This window comes from Pantoea sp. BJFS-204, assembly GCF_049310725.1.
Lineage (GTDB): Bacteria > Pseudomonadota > Gammaproteobacteria > Enterobacterales > Enterobacteriaceae > Pantoea > Pantoea agglomerans.
Map to the genome: position 1 here is coordinate 218260 of NZ_JBMOWE010000006.1, position 17531 is coordinate 235790.

Annotated in this window: 22 protein-coding genes; 16 read left to right on the forward strand and 6 right to left on the reverse strand. The window is 56.2% G+C overall.

Features of this window, described 5'->3' with window-relative positions; genetic code table 11:
- Positions 1–232: 232 nt before the first annotated feature.
- The 3 genes from ACO6VX_RS17285 to ACO6VX_RS17295 form a co-directional block, all read right to left on the reverse strand.
- Positions 233–1102 carry a phosphoribulokinase gene (locus ACO6VX_RS17285; RefSeq protein ID WP_010253068.1) on the reverse strand — a complete coding sequence of 290 codons (870 nt, stop codon included), beginning with the start codon at positions 1100–1102 and terminating at the stop codon, positions 233–235.
- A 61-nt stretch (positions 1103–1163) separates the two neighbouring features.
- Positions 1164–1382 (reverse strand): YheU family protein, encoded by a 219-nt coding sequence (locus ACO6VX_RS17290; protein WP_010253066.1) that lies wholly within the window; start codon positions 1380–1382, stop codon positions 1164–1166.
- Positions 1383–1386: 4 nt separating this feature from the next.
- On the reverse strand, positions 1387–2403 hold the full coding sequence (locus tag ACO6VX_RS17295) for a hydrolase (RefSeq protein WP_031593717.1): 1017 nt from the start codon (positions 2401–2403) through the stop codon (positions 1387–1389).
- 57 nt (positions 2404–2460) lie between these two features.
- On the opposite strand from ACO6VX_RS17295, the gene ACO6VX_RS17300 reads away from it, so the two are divergent.
- Positions 2461–3063 carry a LysE family translocator gene (locus tag ACO6VX_RS17300; protein WP_010671578.1) on the forward strand — a complete coding sequence of 201 codons (603 nt, stop codon included), beginning with the start codon at positions 2461–2463 and terminating at the stop codon, positions 3061–3063.
- 1 nt (position 3064) lies between these two features.
- On the opposite strand, the gene ACO6VX_RS17305 is transcribed toward ACO6VX_RS17300, so the two are convergent.
- Positions 3065–4045, reverse strand: coding sequence for a LacI family DNA-binding transcriptional regulator (locus tag ACO6VX_RS17305; RefSeq protein ID WP_010253055.1), 981 nt, complete (start codon positions 4043–4045; stop codon positions 3065–3067).
- A 236-nt stretch (positions 4046–4281) separates the two neighbouring features.
- Here ACO6VX_RS17305 and tauA point away from each other — a divergent pair, with 236 nt between their 5' ends.
- From tauA to tauD, 4 genes are read left to right on the forward strand one after another with little or no spacing between them, the layout of a single operon-like run.
- Positions 4282–5259 carry a taurine ABC transporter substrate-binding protein gene (gene tauA / locus ACO6VX_RS17310; protein ID WP_010253052.1) on the forward strand — a complete coding sequence of 326 codons (978 nt, stop codon included), beginning with the start codon at positions 4282–4284 and terminating at the stop codon, positions 5257–5259.
- Positions 5260–5268: 9 nt separating this feature from the next.
- Entirely contained in the window at positions 5269–6036 is a 768-nt protein-coding gene (gene tauB, locus ACO6VX_RS17315) for a taurine ABC transporter ATP-binding subunit (protein WP_010253049.1), read from the forward strand.
- The gene (gene tauC / locus ACO6VX_RS17320; protein ID WP_010253046.1) at positions 6033–6860 is read left to right on the forward strand and encodes a taurine ABC transporter permease TauC; all 828 of its coding nucleotides are present in this window, start codon (positions 6033–6035) and stop codon (positions 6858–6860) included. Before tauB ends, tauC begins: the two co-directional genes overlap by 4 nt.
- Positions 6857–7696, forward strand: coding sequence for a taurine dioxygenase (tauD, locus tag ACO6VX_RS17325; protein ID WP_010253043.1), 840 nt, complete (start codon positions 6857–6859; stop codon positions 7694–7696). The genes tauC and tauD overlap by 4 nt, the downstream gene beginning before the upstream one ends.
- A gap of 32 nt (positions 7697–7728) precedes the next feature.
- On the opposite strand, the gene ACO6VX_RS17330 is transcribed toward tauD, so the two are convergent.
- Positions 7729–9633, reverse strand: a complete 1905-nt coding sequence (locus ACO6VX_RS17330; RefSeq protein WP_010671582.1) for an ABC transporter ATP-binding protein — start codon at positions 9631–9633, stop codon at positions 7729–7731.
- A gap of 112 nt (positions 9634–9745) precedes the next feature.
- Between ACO6VX_RS17330 and kefG the strand changes: the two genes are divergently transcribed.
- The 4 genes from kefG to slyD all read left to right on the forward strand — a co-directional run bounded on the left by kefG (position 9746) and on the right by slyD (position 13085).
- The gene (gene kefG, locus ACO6VX_RS17335) at positions 9746–10297 is read left to right on the forward strand and encodes a glutathione-regulated potassium-efflux system ancillary protein KefG (RefSeq protein WP_010253037.1); all 552 of its coding nucleotides are present in this window, start codon (positions 9746–9748) and stop codon (positions 10295–10297) included.
- Complete coding sequence (gene kefB / locus ACO6VX_RS17340; RefSeq protein ID WP_010253035.1) at positions 10298–12103, forward strand: glutathione-regulated potassium-efflux system protein KefB; 1806 nt, start codon at positions 10298–10300, stop codon at positions 12101–12103.
- Positions 12104–12126: 23 nt separating this feature from the next.
- Positions 12127–12321 (forward strand): YheV family putative zinc ribbon protein, encoded by a 195-nt coding sequence (locus ACO6VX_RS17345; RefSeq protein WP_010253033.1) that lies wholly within the window; start codon positions 12127–12129, stop codon positions 12319–12321.
- A 197-nt stretch (positions 12322–12518) separates the two neighbouring features.
- The gene (gene slyD, locus ACO6VX_RS17350; RefSeq protein WP_010671583.1) at positions 12519–13085 is read left to right on the forward strand and encodes a peptidylprolyl isomerase; all 567 of its coding nucleotides are present in this window, start codon (positions 12519–12521) and stop codon (positions 13083–13085) included.
- Between the two features lie 95 nt (positions 13086–13180).
- Here slyD and ACO6VX_RS17355 read toward each other — a convergent pair whose 3' ends face one another.
- Positions 13181–13399 carry a SlyX family protein gene (locus tag ACO6VX_RS17355; RefSeq protein ID WP_010253031.1) on the reverse strand — a complete coding sequence of 73 codons (219 nt, stop codon included), beginning with the start codon at positions 13397–13399 and terminating at the stop codon, positions 13181–13183.
- 269 nt (positions 13400–13668) lie between these two features.
- Between ACO6VX_RS17355 and fkpA the strand changes: the two genes are divergently transcribed.
- From fkpA to rpsG, 7 genes are all read left to right on the forward strand, one after another.
- On the forward strand, positions 13669–14514 hold the full coding sequence (gene fkpA, locus ACO6VX_RS17360) for an FKBP-type peptidyl-prolyl cis-trans isomerase (RefSeq protein ID WP_010253030.1): 846 nt from the start codon (positions 13669–13671) through the stop codon (positions 14512–14514).
- Between the two features lie 166 nt (positions 14515–14680).
- Positions 14681–15403, forward strand: coding sequence for a helix-turn-helix transcriptional regulator (locus ACO6VX_RS17365; protein ID WP_010253029.1), 723 nt, complete (start codon positions 14681–14683; stop codon positions 15401–15403).
- Positions 15403–15789, forward strand: coding sequence for a sulfurtransferase complex subunit TusD (gene tusD / locus ACO6VX_RS17370; protein WP_010253028.1), 387 nt, complete (start codon positions 15403–15405; stop codon positions 15787–15789). The genes ACO6VX_RS17365 and tusD overlap by 1 nt, the downstream gene beginning before the upstream one ends.
- Entirely contained in the window at positions 15789–16148 is a 360-nt protein-coding gene (gene tusC / locus ACO6VX_RS17375) for a sulfurtransferase complex subunit TusC (RefSeq protein ID WP_010253027.1), read from the forward strand. Before tusD ends, tusC begins: the two co-directional genes overlap by 1 nt.
- 9 nt (positions 16149–16157) lie before the next feature.
- Positions 16158–16445 carry a sulfurtransferase complex subunit TusB gene (tusB, locus tag ACO6VX_RS17380; protein ID WP_010253026.1) on the forward strand — a complete coding sequence of 96 codons (288 nt, stop codon included), beginning with the start codon at positions 16158–16160 and terminating at the stop codon, positions 16443–16445.
- Positions 16446–16569: 124 nt separating this feature from the next.
- Positions 16570–16944 carry a 30S ribosomal protein S12 gene (gene rpsL / locus ACO6VX_RS17385; protein WP_003852912.1) on the forward strand — a complete coding sequence of 125 codons (375 nt, stop codon included), beginning with the start codon at positions 16570–16572 and terminating at the stop codon, positions 16942–16944.
- A 96-nt stretch (positions 16945–17040) separates the two neighbouring features.
- Positions 17041–17511, forward strand: a complete 471-nt coding sequence (rpsG, locus tag ACO6VX_RS17390; RefSeq protein ID WP_003852909.1) for a 30S ribosomal protein S7 — start codon at positions 17041–17043, stop codon at positions 17509–17511.
- Positions 17512–17531: the final 20 nt, after the last annotated feature.

Here is a 17531-nt window from a genome sequence, read left to right on the forward strand (position 1 = left end):
AGCGGTTTGTGTCGGTCCGCTGTCAGACTGTGCCTGCGCTGGGAACCGGGTCAGATCGGAAAGTCGCTTAAGCCAATCCCTGGCCGCTCGGCCCGCGCCGTCCCTGGCGCGGGACGCTTTCCTCTTCTGACCCGGTTCCCTGCGTGTTAAGCTTTTTCGCTGCTGTCAGATTCATCCTGCATTGGCATTGGCATTGGCATTGGCATTAGTCTGGAAAGGCCCTTTTGGCCTCTTACTCTATTCGTTTGCCTTCCATCAGCCGCTTCACCAGTGGGCCCATAATCAACTCCATCGCCAGACCCATTTTGCCGCCAGGCACCACCAGCGTATTGATGTGCGAGATAAACGAGCCCTGCAGCATCGCCAGCAGATAGGGGAGGTCGATATCTTCCAGCGCCTGGAAGTGGATCACCACAAAGCTCTCATCCAGTGACGGAATAGCGCGGGCAGCGAACGGGTTTGAGGTATCGACCGTCGGGACGCGCTGAAAGTTGAGGTGAGTGCGTGAGAACTGTGGTGTGATGAAGTTGATGTAATCTTCCATCGAGCGCACCACCGAATCCATGACCGCTTCACGTGAATGGCCGCGCTCGCCAGTGTCGCGCACCAGCTTCTGTATCCACTCCAGGTTCACAATCGGCACCACGCCAACCAGCAGATCAACCTGTTCTGCTACGTTGTGCTGCGCCGTTACCACGCCGCCGTGCAGCCCTTCGTAGAAGAGAATATCGGTGTTCTGCGGCAGCGGTTGCCACGGCGTAAAGGTGCCGGGCACCTGATTCCACGGCACTGCTTCATCATAGGTATGCAGATATTTACGCGACTGGCCCTGTCCGCTCTGACCATACTCTTTAAAGCTCTGCTCCAGCAGGCCAAAGTCATTGGCTTCCGGGCCGAAGTAGCTGACATGACGTCCTAAATCGCGCGCCTTACGAATCGCCATATCCATTTCAGGGCGGGTAAAGCGGTGAAAACTGTCACCTTCCAGCTCCGCCGCATGAAGATCGAGCTGCTGAAAGATTTTGCGAAACGCCACGCTGGTGGTGGTGGTCCCTGCGCCGCTGGAACCAGTCACCGCGATAATGGGATGACGTGCAGACATAGAAAAGCTCCCTGTGAGGTCGGGCAATAGGCATTGTTAACACGAAATGCCGTTGGGTGCATCAGCCACGAAATTCTTTGCGCGGCATGATATTGACCGATTCGTGCAGTTCTGACCACACCAGTACCACTTCACCCGTTTCCAGCTGACGTCGCACATCGGCCACCTTGTCGATCAGGCTGCGTTCCTGCTCGCCATAGTCCGTGCCTTCGCGCAGCACAAAGGTTTCAATCAGATTTTCAAGGGTCTCAGGTGAGACCTGTTGCCAGGGAATAATCACGAGATCAGTTATCCAGAAAAGGGGCGATCCACTGGGGGATGCGCTGTTCCAGCCACATTTCAGGCTGGCGTAATGTCCCACCAACAAAACCTACATGGCCGCCGTGTGGTGTCAGTTGATAAGTAATAGTGGCAGATAATTGGCTGCTGTGCGGGATCACCTCATCACTCATAAAAGGATCATCTTTGGCGTGAATGATCAGCAGCGGTTTCTCTGCGTGCTTCAGCCAGGGCATGGCGCTGGCACGATGATAGTAATCGGCCGCATCCAGAAAACCGTGGGCGCGGGCGGTAATGGCATCATCAAAGTCGCGCAGTCGCCGCAGCGCTTTCAGCTGCGCCAGATTGACCGGCAGCGTATCCGGCCAGGCGTGCAGTTTGCGGCGGGCATTTTTCTTGAGCTGCGCCAGCAAATAGTATTGATAGACGCGTGAGAAGCCGCGTTCCAGTTTTACGCTACAGGGCTCCAGCAGCAGCGGAGCGGAGACAATGACGCCCGCGTCTACCTCAGCGGCTGCGCCCTGCTGGCCCAGCAGGCAGCCCAGCATGTTACCGCCCAGCGAGAAACCGACCGCGGCGGTGGGCACGCGGCCCCAGCGGGTGCGCAGCCAGTGCAGAAAAAAACGGGCATCTTCGGTTTCGCCGGAGTGATAGATGCGGTTGAGCCGATTCGGTTCGCCGCTGCAGCCGCGAAAATGCATCACCACCGCCAGCCAGCCGCGCGCGCGGCAGATCGCCATCAGTCCATGAATATAGGGGCTATGAAAACTGCCCTCCAGCCCATGAAACAGCACCACGCGCGGTTTATGCTGCGCGAACTGCGGATCTTCACTCCAGGCGAGATCGACGAAGTCGCCATCCGGCAGGTCGAGACGTTGCCAGTGGGGATCGCCCGTGATACGACGACGTAGCAGGCGCGGCAGCAGGGTCTGCAGGTGCGCGTTACGCAGACTCTCAGGAGGCGTGAAGTGCTCGTTTTCCGGTCCGGTAAATTTCATGTGGTAAAAGCTTGTCTGTTCCATATCACACTGTTAGCTTCGATAAGTTTTTTCTTGCAGGGTAAGGAGTACCCGATTGCCATGGAACTGAGTCTTTTCTTATCAATGTTGGGATTTCTTTGGGTCGCGGCCATTACGCCCGGGCCTAATAATATGTTACTCACCGCCTCGGGCGCTAATTTTGGCTTTATGCGCACCATTCCGCTGATGATTGGCATCATGATCGGAATGCAGGTGATGCTGCTGATGGTGGCCTTTGGCGTCGGCGGGCTGATCCTGCTCTATCCTTCGCTGCACCTGGTGCTGAAAATCGCCGGTAGCCTCTATCTGCTCTGGCTGGCATGGAAAATCGCTACCGCCAGTTATGAGAAGCTGGAAACCGATCAGGCGCCGGATGCGCCGATGCCCTTCTGGCAGGGCGGATTGTTGCAGTTGATCAATCCCAAGGCCTGGCTGATGGCGCTGGGCGCGGTCGCCAGTTTCAGCCTGGCCGGTGACGCATATCGCCATTCAGTGATGGCGATAAGCATCGGCATGTTTCTGGTTAATCTGGTATCGGGTGTTATCTGGATGGGATTTGGTGCGATGATCGGCCGCATTCTGCGCAGCCGTCGCGCCTGGAAAATTTTTAACCTCGCCATGGGGCTGCTGACCGCCGCCTGCGTGCTGTTAATCTGGCACTAAATTAGCTGGATGCGCGTTCAACGCGCGTCCAGGGCAGCACCTCGCGGATGACTGGCGCATTAGGATTGCGGATCTTCTGCAGCAGCAATTGCACGCTACGCGCGCCCAGCTGGTTCATCGGCTGCTCGATGGTCGTCAGCGGCGGATTCAGGCTGCGGGTAAACGACACGCCATCAAACCCGACCACCGCCAGATCTTCCGGCACGCGCAAGCCCGCTTCCAGCGCCGCATGCACCACGCCTACCGCCAGCACATCTGAAACAGCGAACACCGCATCCGGCGGTTCCGGCAGCGCCATCAACTCCCTTAGCCCCTGACTGCCCGCCTCACAGGAGATTTCGTAAGTGTAGGAGACGCCGGACCACGCATACCCCAGCTCCTCAATCGCCTGCCGGTAGCCCTTTTCACGATGATGCGAGTAAAGGTAACGCATGTCGCCATTGATCAGCCCGATGCGTTTACGCCCTTTACCGGCAAGGTAATGGACGGTGTCGCGCGCGGCTTCAAGGTGATCAATGCTGACCGAGGAGGCGGGAATATCCGGATCAAATTCGCAGCACTGCACCCACGGCGCACCGGCGATGAGCGCCTGCAAATCCTGTAAACCGGAGGCCGCATCCATCGTAATCACGCCATCGACCACTTTTCCGGTCAGCAGGGAGAGATAGGCGGCTTCACGCTGGAGCTGCGAGGCGGAGTTACAGAGCAGGATGTGATAGCCGTGCAGTTCCGCTTCGGCCTCGATGCCCTGAACCACGCGTGAACAGAAGGGATTGGTGATATCCGAGATCAGCACCAGCAGCATGTTGCTTTGCGACGTACGCAGCTGACGCGCCAGTAAGTTGGGCTGATAGTCGCAGGCAGAGATTGCCGCCAGAACTTTCTCACGCGTATCGGGCTTCACGCCGGGATGCGCGTTGAGAACCCGCGATACCGTGGCTTTGGAGACGCCAGCCAGCTGAGCGACTTTCTCGATCGACATCGGATTCAGAAACCTTAACAGGCAATAATTGGGAACGCATATGAATAGCACAGGGACAATGTGAGCGCCTGACATTTTTGCTTACTTTAGCTATTTTCAGCATTTGCGATTTTTGACTTAGTTTTGCAGATAGTGATCTAAGAACTTATTTCTATTAGGGATAATTTTTAATTCCTTTATGAAACTATAGCGCGCAGAGACACTGCCTCCACTATAAAAACGGTGGGGTAGTGATCATGGCAGCAACACGTTTAACTTTTTTAGCCGCAGCGCTGGCGCTGCTGGCGTTTCGGGCTGATGCGGTCAATGTCACCGTGGCTTACCAGACCTCGGCTGAGCCGGCGAAAGTGGCGCAGGCTGACAACAGCTTTGCGAAAGAGAGCGGGGCCAGCGTTGACTGGCGCAAATTTGACAGCGGCGCCGGGGTATTACGTGCGATGGCGTCCGGTGACGTCCAGATTGGCAATATCGGTTCCAGCCCGTTAGCGGTCGCGGCGGCGCAGAAGCTGCCGATTGAAGCCTTTTTACTCGCCTCTCAGCTGGGCAACTCTGAAGCGCTGGTGGTGAAGAAGAACATCACTACGCCCAAAGATTTAATTGGCAAACGCATCGCGGTGCCGTTCATCTCTACCACCCACTACAGCCTGCTGGCTGCGCTGAAACACTGGGGCATCAAACCGTCACAGGTACAGCTGGTCAATCTGCAGCCGCCAGCGATTATTGCTGCCTGGCAGCGTGGCGACATTGATGGCGCTTACGTCTGGGCACCGGCGGTTAATGAGCTGGAAAAAGAGGGCAAGGTGTTAACCGACTCTGCGGAAGTGGGAAGCTGGGGATCGCCGACGCTGGATGTCTGGGTGGTACGCAAAGATTTTGCTCAGCAGCATCCGGAGATCGTGACTGCTTTTGCCCGCAGCGCGCTTGACGCGCAGCAGGCCTACCTGAACAGCCCCGACAGCTGGCTGAAGCAGTCCGATAACCTCAGCAAACTCTCTCGCCTTAGCGGTGTGCCGGAAGCACAGGTGCCCGGTCTGGTGAAGGGCAATACCTACCTCACGGCGCAGCAGCAGGTTGAGCAACTGGGCAAACCGGTCAATAAAGCGATCGTCGATACCGCGCAGTTTCTGAAAGCGCAGGGCCGGGTGCCGCAGGCGGATAACGACTACAGCAGCTATGTGACCTCCCGTTTCGTCGAGCCATTAGTTAAACCTTAAGGAGGCACTATGCTGCGCATCGCTCACCTTAATGCCCGTTATGCCGGACAGCCGGTGTTGCAGGATATCAATCTGCAGCTGGATAGCCATGAACTGCTGGTGGTGCTCGGCCCCTCCGGCTGCGGCAAAACCACACTGCTCAATCTGGTTGCCGGTTTCCTGCCGGTGGAGTCGGGCAGCATCACGCTGGATAACCAGCCGGTGACCGGGCCTGGTGCGGAGCGCGGCGTGGTGTTTCAGCATGAAGGATTACTGCCGTGGCGCAATGTGCTGGATAACGTCGCCTTTGGCCTGCAGCTGGCGGGGATGTCACGCCCGGATCGCGACACGATTGCCCGCCGGTTAATCAGGCAGGTGGGGCTGGAGGGCGCGGAAAAGCGCGCCATCTGGCAGTTGTCCGGCGGTCAGCGTCAGCGGGTGGGCATTGCGCGCGCGCTGGCTACCGATCCACAACTGCTGTTGCTGGATGAGCCTTTCGGCGCACTGGATGCCTTTACCCGAGAGCAGATGCAAACCCTGCTGCTGACGCTGTGGCGCGACAGCGGTAAACAGATTCTGTTGATTACGCACGACATAGAAGAGGCGATTTTCCTGGCCAGCGAACTGATTCTGCTGTCGCCAGGACCGGGCCGCATCGTAGAGCGGCTGCGTCCTGGCTTTGGTCAGCGCTTTGCCGCGGGAGAGTCGTGCCGCAGCATCAAATCCGATCCGCAGTTTATCGCCCAGCGCGAGTATGTGCTGAGCCGGGTCTTTGATCAGCGGGAGGCGTTTGCATGAGTGCACTCATCAATGACAAGTCTCTGCCGGTGCGCCGTCGTTTGCGCTGGCCGTTTTCAACCGCCTTTACGCTGAGCATGCTGAGTCTCTCTCTGCTGTTGCTGCTCTGGTGGGGCGTGACCGCGCTGGGCCTGATTGCCCCGCTGTTCCTGCCGTCGCCGCAGCAGGTGTTAAGCAAGCTGCTGCTGATTGCCAGCGCGCAGGGCTTTATGGATGCCACGCTGTGGCAGCATCTGGCCGCCAGCCTGACACGAATGCTGATTGCGCTGACTGCCGCTGCCGCCATCGGTATTCCGGTAGGGATCCTGATGGGCCTCAGCCCGGTCGCTCGCGGGTTGCTCGATCCTCTGATTGAACTCTATCGCCCGATTCCGCCACTCGCCTATCTGCCATTGATGGTGATCTGGTTCGGCATTGGTGAGACCTCGAAAATCCTGCTGATCTATCTGGCGATTTTCGCGCCGGTGACGCTCTCCACCCTGGCCGGTGTGCGTAACACGCAGCAGGTCCGACTTCGTGCGGCTCGCTCGCTGGGGGCTAATCGCTGGCAACTGCTGCGCTGGGTGATTCTGCCAGGCGCGTTGCCGGAGATCCTCACCGGTCTGCGCATCGGTCTGGGGGTTGGCTGGTCAACGCTGGTGGCCGCTGAGCTGATTGCCGCCACGCGGGGTCTGGGTTTTATGGTGCAGTCAGCAGGAGAATTCCTCGCCACCGATGTGGTGCTGGCGGGTATCGCGGTAATCGCCTTTATTGCTTTTAGCTTAGAACTCGGGCTCCGCGCGTTGCAGCGCCGTCTGACGCCCTGGAGTGGAGAACAATCATGAACGAACGTCTCAGTTTTACCCCGCTTGGCCCGTACATTGGCGCGCAGGTCTCAAACCTGGATGTGTCTCGCCCATTGAGTGATGCTCAGTTTGAGCAGCTTTATCATGGCCTGCTTCGTCATCAGGTGCTGTTTCTGCGTGACCAGAAAATAACGCCGGAACAGCACCGCGCGCTGGCAATCCGCTTTGGCGATCTGCACATCCATCCGGTCTATCCGCATGCGGAAGGCGTCGAAGAGATTATCGTGCTGGATACCCATCAGGATAATCCGCCGGATAATGACAACTGGCATACCGATGTCACCTTTATTGATACGCCGCCAGCGATCGCCTTGCTGGCCTCGAAGGTGTTACCGGAGTCGGGGGGTGACACGCTCTGGACCAGCGGAATTGCGGCTTACGAAGCGCTCTCTGAACCCTTTAAGCAGCTGCTGGCAGGTCTCCATGCCGAGCATGATTTCAAAAAGTCATTCCAGGAGTATAAGTACCGCAAAACCGAGGAGGAGCATCAGCGCTGGCAGCAGGCGGTAGCAAAACATCCGCCGGTGCAGCATCCGGTCATCCGCACCCATCCGGTCAGCGGCAAAAAAGCGCTGTTTGTGAATGAGGGCTTTACCACGCGGATCGTCGATTTAAGCGAGAAAGAGAGTGATGCGGTGCTGGGCTTTCTGTTTGCGCACGCCACCAAACCGGAGTTTCAGGTGCGTTGGCGCTGGCAGCCAGACGATCTGGCTATCTGGGATAATCGGGTCACGCAGCATTATGCCAATGCTGATTACTATCCTGCCCGGCGCATTATGCAGCGGGCAACGGTGCTGGGCGATAAACCCCGTTAAAAGAGAATCTCCCCGCGAGCGGGGAGATTTTTTTATGAGGCCATAATCTGTTCGAGCTGTTCCTGCGCTTCCAGCCACGCCATCTCCACCTCTTCCAGCGCAGATTTGCTCTCCGCCTGACGCTGCAGCGCGGTGGTCAGGTCCGCTTTACGGCTCTGTTCATAGATAGCGCTGTCTGAGAGCTGAGCTTCGGCTTCGGCCAGCTGGCTCTGCCATTTGCTCATCTGCTTTTCCAGCTTCTCTATCTCTTTGCGCAGCGGCTGCGTCTGGGTGCGCAGTTCAGCATCACGACGCTTCTGGTCTTTACGCGCCTGGGCACTGTTGCCGTTATCCTGCTTCGGCGCGGCATCCTGTTGCGCCTGCTGCTTCTGCAGATCGCTCAGCCACTTCTGATAATCTTCGAGATCGCCTTCAAACACATCCACTTTGCCATCATGCACCAGATAGAGATCGTCTGTGGTCGCGCGCAGCAGATGTCGGTCGTGCGATACCACGACCAGCGCACCTTCGAAGTCGATCAACGCTTCGGTCAGCGCCTGGCGCATATCGAGATCGAGGTGGTTGGTGGGTTCATCCAGCAGCAGCAGGTTAGGGCGCTGCCAGACAATCAGCGCCAGCACCAGTCGCGCTTTCTCTCCGCCGGAGAAGCGCTCAGTGATTTCAGTGACTTTATCGCCGCGGAAATCGAAGCCGCCCAGATAGTCGCGCAGCTGCTGTTCCAGCACCTCAGGCGCAATACGCGACAGATGCTGCAGCGGTGACTCATCAGCTCGCAGATACTCCAGCTGATGCTGGGCGAAGTAACCGAGCTTGATCCCTTTCGCCAGACCCATCTTGCCGTCCATCGCCTCCAGCTCACCCGCCAGCAGCTTAATCAGGGTCGATTTACCGGCACCGTTACGTCCCAGCAGGCCGATGCGCGAGCCGGGGACCAGGTTGAGCTTGATGGCGTCGAGAATAATACGATCGCCATAACCCGCAGTGACCTTCTCCATCTTCATCAGCGGATTAGGCAGGTTCTCCGGCTTGCGGAAAGTGAAGCTGAACGGGTTATCGACATGGGCGGGCGCAATCATCTCCATGCGCTCCAGCATCTTGATGCGGCTCTGCGCCTGCTTCGCCTTGGTGGCCTGAGCGCGGAAGCGATCAATGTAGCTGTGCAGGTGCGCCACTTTCTCCTGCTGGCTCTCATACAGTGACTGCTGCTGAGCCAGTTTGGCGACGCGCTGCCGCTCAAAGGAGCTGTAGTTGCCGGTATATTCGAACATCGACTCCTGTTCGATATGAATAATTTTGTCGATGACGGGATCGAGGAAGTCACGATCGTGCGAAATCAGGATCAGCGTGCCTTCATAACTCTTCAGCCAGCGCTCCAGCCAGATCACCGCATCGAGATCGAGGTGGTTGGTCGGTTCATCCAGCAGCAGCAGATCGGAACGGCAAATCAGCGCCTGTGCCAGGTTGAGGCGCATGCGCCAGCCACCCGAGAAGTCGCTGACCGGGCGTTGCAACTGTTCCTGACTGAAGCCCAGACCATGCAGCAGGCTTGAGGCGCGCGCATGGATGCTCCACGCCTGCACCGCGTCCAGCTTGCCATGCAGCAGCGCGATGGCATTGCCATCGTCACGCAGATTGGCGTCCGCCAGTTCTGCTTCAAGCTGGCGAAACTGGCGATCGCCATCAATCACGTACTCCAGCGCGGCTTTATCCAGCGCAGGGGTTTCCTGATTCACCCAGGCCAGCGCCCAGTGAGTGGGGAAAGTGACGGTACCGGCATCGCTGGTGATTTCACCTTTTAACAGCGACAGCAGCGTGGATTTTCCACAGCCGTTTTTACCCACCAGCCCGACCTTCTGGCCGGGATTAATGGTGGCGGTGGCATTGTCGAGCAGGACGCGGATGCCGCGGCGAATTTGTAAGGCTGAGAAGACAATCATGTAAGCGCCGTATCGTCAGAATATGTTAATTTACTGGCAACATAATGAGATTTTGCTGCGTCGTGCATGGTAGCGGAAAACCGCACCAATGACGACGCTTTGGAGGGAAAGGATGTCGCAGCCACCCAGGGTTTTGCTGCTTTATGCTCATCCGGAATCACAGGATTCGATCGCCAATCGGATTCTGCTGCAGCCGGCTCAGGCACTGGAACACGTTACCGTGCACGATCTGTACGCGACCTATCCGGATTTTTTTATCGATATTCACCATGAACAACAGCTGCTGCGTGAACATGATGTCATCATTTTTCAGCATCCGCTCTATACCTATAGCTGTCCGGCGCTGCTGAAAGAGTGGCTGGACAGGGTTCTGTCGCGCGGTTTCGCCAATGGCGTGGATGGCAATGCGCTGGAAGGAAAGTACTGGCGCAGTGTCGTCACCACCGGAGAACCGGAAAGTGCCTTCAGACATCAGGGTCTGAACCGCTATTCGCTCAATGACATTATGCGTCCTTTTGAGCTGACCGCGCAGATGTGCCGTATGCACTGGATGCCGCCGATGATCGTCTACTGGGCGCGTCGTCAGAGTCCTGAATTAATGAAAAATTACGCCCGCGCCTATGGCGACTGGCTGGCGGCACCGCTGCCGAATGGAGGGGTATAGATGGAAGGGCAAACGCTGCTGACCGCCGGGGTGATTTATCTGGTCGCGGCGGTATTGATTGTACCGGTGGCGGCGCGCCTCGGTATTGGTGCAGTTCTGGGCTATCTGGTGGCGGGTATCGCTATCGGCCCGTGGGGATTAGGCTTTATCAGCGACGTCGACGAGATTCTGCACTTCTCTGAGCTCGGCGTGGTGTTCCTGATGTTTATTATCGGGCTGGAGCTGAACCCGGCAAAGCTGTGGGCGCTGCGCCGCTCCATTTTTGGCGTCGGCGCGGCGCAGGTGATCTTCTCAGCGGCGATTCTGGGCGGCTTATTGTGGCTGACCAACTTTAGCTGGCAGGCGGCGATAATTGGCGGGATTGGTCTGGCGATGTCCTCGACCGCTATGGCCCTGCAGCTGATGATGGATAAAGGCATGAACCGCAGCGAAGCGGGGCAACTGGGCTTTTCGGTGTTGCTGTTTCAGGATATCGCGGTGATCCCAGCCCTGGCGCTGATCCCGCTGCTGGCCGGAACCGACAGCGGTCATATCGACTGGATGAAGGTCGGCATGAAAGTACTGGCGTTTGCCGGCATGCTGGTAGGCGGACGCTATCTGCTGCGGCCTATCTTCCGTTACATCGCTGCGTCGGGCGTGCGCGAAGTCTTTACCGCCGCTTCGCTGCTGCTGGTGCTGGGCTCCGCGCTGTTTATGGATGCGCTGGGTCTGTCGATGGCGCTGGGGACCTTTATTGCCGGGATCCTGCTGGCAGAGAGCGAGTACCGGCATGAGCTGGAAGTCGCCATCGACCCGTTTAAAGGTTTACTGCTGGGCCTGTTCTTTATTTCGGTTGGCATGGCGCTCAACCTCGGTGTGCTCTATACCCATATTGTGACCATCCTGCTGGGTGTCGTGACGCTGGTGGCGGTGAAAACGCTGGTGCTCTATCTGCTGGCGCGCATTTATGGCTTGCGCAGCTCTGAGCGGCAGCAGTTTGCTGGCGTGCTGAGTCAGGGGGGCGAGTTCGCCTTTGTGCTCTTTTCAGCGGCCTCCTCGGCAAAGCTGTTCTCTGGCGATCAACTGCCGATGCTGCTGGTGACGGTGACCCTGTCGATGATGACCACACCGCTGCTGATGAAGGGAATCGATCGTCTGCTGGCACGCCGCTTCAATGAGCCGGATGACGAGGCAGAGAAACACTTTGTCGAAGACGATCAGCCGCAGGTGATTGTGGTGGGCTTTGGTCGCTTCGGGCAGGTGGTGGGTCGTTTGCTGATGGCGAATAACAAACGCATCACCGTGCTTGAGCGCGACATCAGTGCAGTCAGTCTGATGCGGAAATATGGCTATAAGGTCTATTACGGCGATGCTACTGAACTGGAGTTGCTGCGGGCAGCCGGTGCGGCCAGCGCTCAGGCGATTGTGATCACCTGTAACGAGCCCGAAGATGTGATGACGATTGTACATCTGTGCCAGCAGCATTTTCCGCAGTTGCAGATTCAGGCGCGCGCCCGGGGCCGTGTAGAAGCGCATGAACTGCTTCAGGCGGGCGTCACGCAGTTCTCGCGTGAGACCTTCTCCAGTGCGCTGGAGCTGGGACGTAAAACGCTGATGACGCTGGGGATGCATCCGCATCAGGCGCACCGCGCCCAGCAGTATTTCCGCCATCTTGATATGCGGATGCTGCGCGAGCTGATGCCCAATCTCTCTGAAAGCGCGCAGGCTTCGCGCGTCCGTGAAGCGCGGCGCGAACTGGAAGATATCTTCCAGCGCGAAATGCAGCGCGAAAAGCGGCAGATCGACGGCTGGGACGATGATGAATAACCTCTTTAAACAGGCAGAAGCTAATGCGTAAACGTTTTATTGCTGGTGCGACATGCCCGCACTGCCAGGAGAAGGACACGCTGGCAATGTGGCGTGAAAATAATGTCGATGTGGTGGAGTGCGTGAAGTGTGGTCACCAGATGCGTGAGGCCGATAAGCAGGCGCGCGATCAGGTTCGCACTAATGAGCAGGTTATCGGTATTTTTCATCCTGAGTAGCGGAATGGCGCAGCTTTTTTTACGCCTGGACTTACAGCGGGATTGAATTCCGTTACAATTGTCGCCATTAACGCTGTAGTCGCAAGAGAAAGTGAAAACCCTCTTGTACTCAGCCCCGAACCTTTCTGGTTGGTGTTATTGCACGAAAGAATAGACCAATGAGACGGGATCTCAGCTCTCAACGGTTAGGAGATATCATGAAAGTAGCAAAAGACCTGGTGGTAAGCCTGGCCTATCAGGTACGTACAGAAGACGGCGTGTTAGTTGACGAGTCACCGGTGAGTGCACCGTTAGACTACCTGCACGGTCATGGTTCCCTGATTTCTGGTCTGGAAAATGCGCTGGAAAACCACATTGCCGGCGACAAGTTTGACGTGCATATCCCGGCAAACGATGCCTACGGTCAGTATGACGATAACCTGGTGCAGCGCGTTCCTAAAGACGTCTTCATGGGCGTTGACGAACTGCAGGTTGGCATGCGCTTCCTGGCAGAAACCGATCAGGGCCCGGTACCGGTAGAAATCACCGAAGTGGAAGATGATCACGTCGTGGTTGATGGTAACCACATGCTGGCGGGTCAGAACCTGAACTTCAACGTTGAAGTGGTTGCTATCCGCGAAGCCACGCCGGAAGAACTGGCTCATGGCCATGTTCACGGTGCAGATGGCCATCATCATGACCACGATCACGGCCATGATCACGACCACGACCATGATCAGGGTAAAGGCGGTTGTGGCACTGGCGGCTGCGGCTGCAGCCACTAAGTCTCAACAGACCTTTCAAGGCCACCCTCGGGTGGCCTTTCTTTTGGCGCGTATTCTGGTTCTGCCCGGGTAAGCCGGGGCCAGATAGCCCGCGATCAGTAGTGCGGTGGTGGCGTCTCTTCAGATTGTGAGGCGACGATCGATGGCGCATTCGCTTTGAGCTTGTCGGTTAAAATGCGCATCTGCTCACGCATCTTATTCATCTCCAGCTCATGCTGAACGACCGCGCTGTTCAGCTGATCGATAGTCATCTCCTGAAAGGCCAGTTTGCTCTCCAGCGTCTCCAGACGCTGTTCCCACTCAGATTGTTGCATGACCTGTTCCTCTGTTAAGGTGCGACTCGGGGCGTGATTCTACGATCTGAATGCCAGGAATCACCTGTTTTTTTCACGCCCGGAGGCGTTGCGCTTGAAAAAAGGCAGCGCGGCATCATCTCTGATGAAACTTCCCGATGTTATAAAGGTCGGAGGTTAACCGGGTAATTACATTGTGGGAGTGTTCGACACTGCCACGTAAAGTTATAGTGTGGACCCTGAAGTCCGCAATGTTTCCCGAGGTTAGACGCTTCGGTTTTGGAGAATGGATGAAATCACTGTTTAAAGTCACATTGTTAGCTACCACCATGGCTGTTGCGCTGAATGCTCCGCTGGCAATGGCGGCAGATACCGCTGCGGCGCCACAGGCTGCACCAGCCGCCGCGCCACAGTCTGCGCCTCAGGCACCGAAAAATGCTGCCTTCAAAGATGAAGACCAGCAGTCTGCCTACGCGCTGGGTGCTTCGCTGGGTCGCTACATGGACAACTCCCTGAAGGAGCAGGAAAAACTGGGCATCAAACTGGATAAGCAGCAGCTGATCGCTGGTGTTCAGGATGCATTTGGTGGCAAGAGCAAACTCTCTGATGAAGAGATTGAGCAGACGCTGCAATCCTTTGAAGGCCGCGTGAAAGGCGCAGCCTCAGCGAAAATGGAAAAAGATGCGAAAGAGAACTCTGAAAAGGGCGAAGCTTACGCAACCAAATTTGCTAAAGAGAGCGGCGTGAAGAAAACCGAAAGCGGCCTGCTGTATAAAGTTGAGAAAGAGGGTACCGGCGACGCACCTAAAGACAGCGATACTGTAGTGGTAAACTACAAAGGTACGCTGATTGACGGTACTGAATTCGACAACTCTTATACCCGTGGCGAGCCACTTTCATTCCGTCTGGATGGTGTCATCCCTGGCTGGACTGAAGGTCTGAAGCACGTGAAGAAAGGCGGCAAGATCAAGCTGGTTATCCCACCAAATCTGGCTTACGGCAAAAATGGCGTTCCGGGCATCCCGGCTAACTCCACCCTGGTGTTTGATGTCGAGCTGCTTGATATCAAACCAGCGCCAAAGGCAGATGAAAAAGCACAGGCTCCAGCGCCTGCTGCTGCAGAAAAAGCGCAGTAATCTGCTGACCGCCGCCTCCGGGCGGCGGTTTCATTTCGGCTTCACGACAAACCTCTGGCATAAGCCGACGACATTTGCCAGACTAATGCCTGCCTAATTATCCCAATATTGAGTCTGCCCATAAGCCGCTGTGACAGGCTCCAGCCATTCAGGGTGATACTCTTCAATGTCTAATCCATTCAATCCGGGTGAACTGAGCGACTTCGATCTTCTGGAGCAGCGCCCGTTCGAACAAAGTGATTACGATATTCTGAAATCGTACGAGGCTGTCGTGGATGGCCTGGCGATGTTGATCGGTTCGCATTGTGAAATTGTCCTGCATTCGCTTGAAGATCTTAAGTGTTCGGCCGTGCGTATCGCTAATGGTGAACACACTGGACGTAAAGTCGGTTCGCCTATTACCGATTTAGCCCTGCGTATGCTGCATGATATGCATGGCGCGGACAGTAATGTCTCCCGTGCCTACTTCACACGTGCCAAAAGCGGCGTGCTGATGAAATCAGTCACGATTGCGATTCGTAACCGTCAGCAGCGGGTCATTGGCTTGCTCTGCATCAACATGAACCTTGATGTGCCGTTCTCACAGATCATGTCGACCTTTATGCCGCCCGAGATGCAGCAGGTTGACTCCAACGTCAACTTCGCCAGTTCGGTAGACGATCTGGTGATGCAGACGCTGGAGTTCACCATTGAAGAGGTGAGTGCTGATCGTAATGTATCGAACAACGCCAAGAATCGTCAGATTGTGCTGAACCTGTATGAGAAGGGGATCTTCGACATCAAGGATGCCATCAACCAGGTGGCCGATCGGCTGAATATTTCCAAACACACCGTCTATCTCTACATCCGTCAGTTTAAAAATGGCGACTTCCAGGGGCAGGAGCGGTAATGCGTTACACCCTGCTGGTCACCGGACCGGCTTACGGTACGCAACAGGCGACCAGTGCCTGGCTGTTTGCCCGCGCACTGCTGACGGCAGGCCATCAGCTTGACAGCGTTTTCTTCTATCGCGAAGGGGTGCTGAACGCTAACCAACTGACGTCGCCCGCCAGTGATGAGTTTGATCTGGTGCGCGCGTGGCAGACATTGCATCAGGAGCAGGGTGTGGCACTGAATATTTGTGTGGCGGCCGCGCTGCGTCGTGGCGTCAGCGACCAGCAGGAAGCGGCACGACTCCAGCTGGCGGGCAGTAACCTGCAGCCGGGCTTTACCCTGAGTGGGCTGGGCGCGCTGGCGGAAGCGGCGCTGAGCTGTGAACGCATGGTGCAGTTCTGATGAATCGGGTCGCGTTTGTCTTTACCCGGGCGCCGCACGGCAGCAGCGCAGGACGTGAGGGGCTGGATGCCGCGCTGGCCACGGGCGCGCTCAGTGAGGATATCGGCCTGTTTTTTATCGGTGATGGCGTGCTGCAACTTAATCTGCACCAGCAACCTGAGACGATTAAGAGCCGTCACTATGCCGCGACCTTTGGCGTGCTGGCACTGTATGAGATTGAACACTGCTATCTCTGCCGGACATCGCTGATAGCGCGTGGATTAGAGGTTGACGCTGACCGGTTGCTGGATGTTACGCTACTGGACGCGCCGGCGCTGCGACAGACGCTGGCCAGCTACGATCGCATTCTTACTTTTTAAGAGACGTTAATGCTGCATACGTTACTGCACTCACCGGCACACTGTGACCTTGAGAGCCTGCTTTTAATGGCGGGTGCGGGTGATGACCTGCTGCTATTGCAGGATGGCGTGCTGGCCGCTTTAGCTGGCAGCCACGCATTGATGCGACTGTCAGAGAGCGAAGCGACGCTCTGGGTGCTGGACGAAGATGTCCAGGCTCGCGGTCTCGCTGGACAAATTTCGACCCGTGTGCAGTCAGTAGACTATACTGGGTTTGTCACGCTAACGATCAGGCATCAGCAACAAATGGTCTGGTAATCGGCTAAAACCTGGTTATTTCTTGACACCCCTTTGACTCAGCCCTAAAATTCTGCCTCCTCGTAATTCTACGAGGCGATTTATTACGTGTTTACGAAGCAAAAGCAAATCCAGGAGCTATTTAATGGCAACAGTTAACCAGCTGGTTCGCAAACCACGCGTCCGCAAAGTTGCAAAGAGCAACGTGCCGGCGCTGGAAGCTTGCCCGCAAAAACGTGGCGTTTGTACTCGTGTGTACACCACCACTCCTAAGAAACCAAACTCCGCACTGCGTAAAGTCTGCCGTGTGCGTTTGACCAACGGTTTTGAAGTTACCTCCTACATTGGTGGTGAAGGTCATAACCTGCAGGAACACTCCGTGATCCTGATCCGTGGCGGTCGTGTAAAAGACCTGCCAGGTGTGCGTTACCACACCGTTCGTGGCGCGCTTGACTGCTCAGGTGTTAAAGACCGTAAGCAGGCTCGCTCCAAGTACGGCGTGAAGAAGCCAAAGGCTTAATGGTTCTCCGTTAAGTAAGGCCAAACGTTTTAAATTAAATGTCAAAATAAACTCATCGAGTTTTGGACAATCCTGAATTAACAACGGAGTATTTCCATGCCACGTCGTCGCGTCATTGGTCAGCGTAAAATTCTGCCAGATCCTAAGTTCGGATCAGAGCTGCTGGCCAAATTTGTAAATATCCTGATGGTAGATGGTAAAAAATCTACTGCAGAATCAATCGTTTATACCGCGCTTGAGACCCTGGCTCAGCGTTCAGGTAAAAACGCGCTGGAATCTTTTGAAGTAGCCCTGGAAAACGTGCGTCCGACTGTCGAAGTTAAGTCACGTCGCGTTGGTGGTTCTACTTATCAGGTACCAGTAGAAGTCCGTCCGGTTCGTCGTAATGCTCTGGCAATGCGCTGGATCGTAGATGCTGCTCGTAAACGCGGTGATAAATCAATGGCTCTTCGCCTGGCGAACGAACTTTCTGATGCTGCAGAGAACAAAGGTACAGCAGTTAAGAAACGTGAAGACGTTCACCGCATGGCAGAAGCCAACAAGGCGTTCGCACACTACCGTTGGTAATCACCACGTAGTTGTTAAAC